Raw genomic sequence first — 2,067 nt, 5'->3', positions numbered from 1 at the left:
GAAAGCCGCGCGGAGCCCTGCGGCGGCATGCTCCGGTCTTTGAGGCGCACCAGCCCCTTGCGCCAGTTCTCCGCATTTTTATGGATGCCAGACACATCCGCCGGGTCCAGCGAGATGCCTCCACTAGGCTGGCTCCCCGCGTGGCAGCTCAGGCAGTATTGCTTTAAGAGCGGCAGTGCTTCTTTTTCATGGCGAGCGATGAGCGCCGTGGGGGGCTGGGCTGCCCACGCAAGGCTGAGAAGTGCTAGCGGCGAGGACAACACCACAAATCTTCGGTTCATGTCTTATTATAGCGCCCTCCACGCCCTCTATGGACGGCGAAAGGGTGTCAGCCTCTGGAGAAGAAACTCGAAAAAACCAACAATCATGGCTGATATGCCTATGCTCTCCCAGGAACTGGAGCAACTCAAAACTGAAAACGAGCAGCTCAAAAAAGCCCTTCATGCCGCAGAACAGCGCCGTGCTTTGCTGGATCATATCGGGGCACACCTGCAACAGACCCTACGCCTAGACGATCTGATTCCGCGCCTCTTTGCCGAAGTCAATGCTGCGCTTCAGGCAGAGGCACAGTCGCTCTGGTTGGCGGATCATCTCCATCAGAGTGTCACCTGCCGCTTTGCCACCGGGCCAGGTGCCCTCCAAGTCCAAGGAATCGTGCTCTCTCTTAACGAAGGGATCGTGGGAGCAACGGTTATGCGCCAGCAGTCCCTGCTGATCAGTGATGCCCAGCTCGATGCACGCCATAGCCGCCGCGCCGACGAGCGTACGGGTCGCATTACCCACTCTCTGCTCTCCGTACCACTGGTGCGCGGTGGGGTGGCAATCGGGGCGATGCAGGCTGTGAATAAAGCCCAGAGTCGCCCATTTGTACACGCTGACTTGGAGATCTACCGCGCCATCGCTGATGTGGCTGCCCTGGCACTGGAAAATGCCCTGCTCTACACGCAGCTTGAAGGAAGCTACAATGCCACTCTGGAAGCGCTTTCGACCGCGCTGGATCAGCGTGACCACGAAACCGAGGGCCACTCTCAGCGCGTCGCCGAGTTTACAGTGTGCCTTGCCCAGGAGGTGGGGCTCCCCCTAGACGAGCAACGCTTCTTGCAACGCGCCGCCCTTCTTCACGATATCGGCAAGATCGGTATCCCGGATGCGATTCTCAACAAGCCTGGCCCCCTCACCACAGAGGAGCGCCAGATCATGCAGCGTCACCCCCGGCTTGGCTTTGAGATGCTTAAGGGAATCACACACCTGGGACGCGAGCGGGAGCTGGTTCTCACGCATCAGGAGCGCTGGGACGGCAAGGGCTACCCCAGCGGTCTCCATGGCGAGAACATCCCCCTCTGCGCGCGTATCTTCGCTATCGCTGACACATTAGACGCGATTCTCTCAGACCGTCCCTACCGCAAGGGCCAAAACTACGCCACAGCATGCCAGATCATTGCCAGCGAGACTGGCAAGCAGTTTGAGCCGCGCTTAGTGGAGGCGTTCCTCCGCATCCCCGAACAGAAGTGGGGGGAGATCCGCAAGCGCATGGAACGCATGGACGAAGCTCCCTCTATCACAATCCCGCTCAGAAAAGCGGCGTAGAACCAAGATCCTGTTGAGGGCCGCTACACCTCGGTCAAAATCGAGGCTTTCCGGGCCTCAAAATCCGCTTCGGTGATCAACCCCTCCGTCAGCAGCTCCCGAAGGTTCGCGAGACGCTCTTTAAGGCTGCCAAGGCTTGCCGGAACAGAGGCTGTGGCGACGGGTGCGATGCCCATAGTGGCTCCCCCGCCGGGCAGGCGGGGGGGCACGGGAGCAATCACAGCCGCAGGCGCTTCAGGGTTGTAGTTGATGCTCTCCAGATAGTCCGTGATGGCCTGCTGGTAGGGTCTTAAAATAATACGTCCAAAGTTGCGAGCATTCTGTGCCTCCACATGCATTAAGAGCTGCTGGCCTAAAAGCTGGACACCCTGTTCTACCAATTTGGCCTGGATCCCCCGGTCAATCTGCTCTTTCAATAAGCGCTGATCGCTTAGAAGCAGCACCATCTCGCGGGCTTCGCGTGGCGGACGGCTCGACTGC

The 2,067-nt window shown here is 59.3% G+C and carries 3 protein-coding genes; 1 reads left to right on the top strand and 2 read right to left on the bottom strand.

The features are described 5' to 3' along the window. Positions 1-281, bottom strand: a 281-nt coding sequence (locus tag ACH2EH_RS05495) for a c-type cytochrome domain-containing protein (protein ID WP_395139704.1), incomplete at its 3' end; no start/stop codon positions are given. 85 nt (positions 282-366) lie between these two features. Here ACH2EH_RS05495 and ACH2EH_RS05490 point away from each other — a divergent pair. Continuing rightward, positions 367-1,587 (top strand): HD domain-containing phosphohydrolase, encoded by a 1,221-nt coding sequence (locus ACH2EH_RS05490; protein WP_395139702.1) that lies wholly within the window; start codon positions 367-369, stop codon positions 1,585-1,587. A gap of 23 nt (positions 1,588-1,610) precedes the next feature. On the opposite strand, the gene ACH2EH_RS05485 is transcribed toward ACH2EH_RS05490, so the two are convergent. Beyond that, positions 1,611-2,067 (bottom strand): SHOCT domain-containing protein (locus ACH2EH_RS05485; protein WP_395139700.1); only part of this gene is annotated, 457 nt, incomplete at its 5' end.

Origin of the sequence: Armatimonas sp., from assembly GCF_043760365.1 — a bacterium.
GTDB lineage: Bacteria > Armatimonadota > Armatimonadia > Armatimonadales > Armatimonadaceae > Armatimonas.
The sequence above is the reverse complement of the archived record's forward strand: the minus strand, read 5'-3'. Positions and strand labels throughout refer to the sequence as shown.

What these genes read in the sequence shown, in the direction of transcription:
- ACH2EH_RS05490 (WP_395139702.1), top strand. Translation starts at nt 367, where the DNA reads ATGGCTGATATGCCTATGCTCTCCCAGGAACTGGAGCAACTCAAAACT.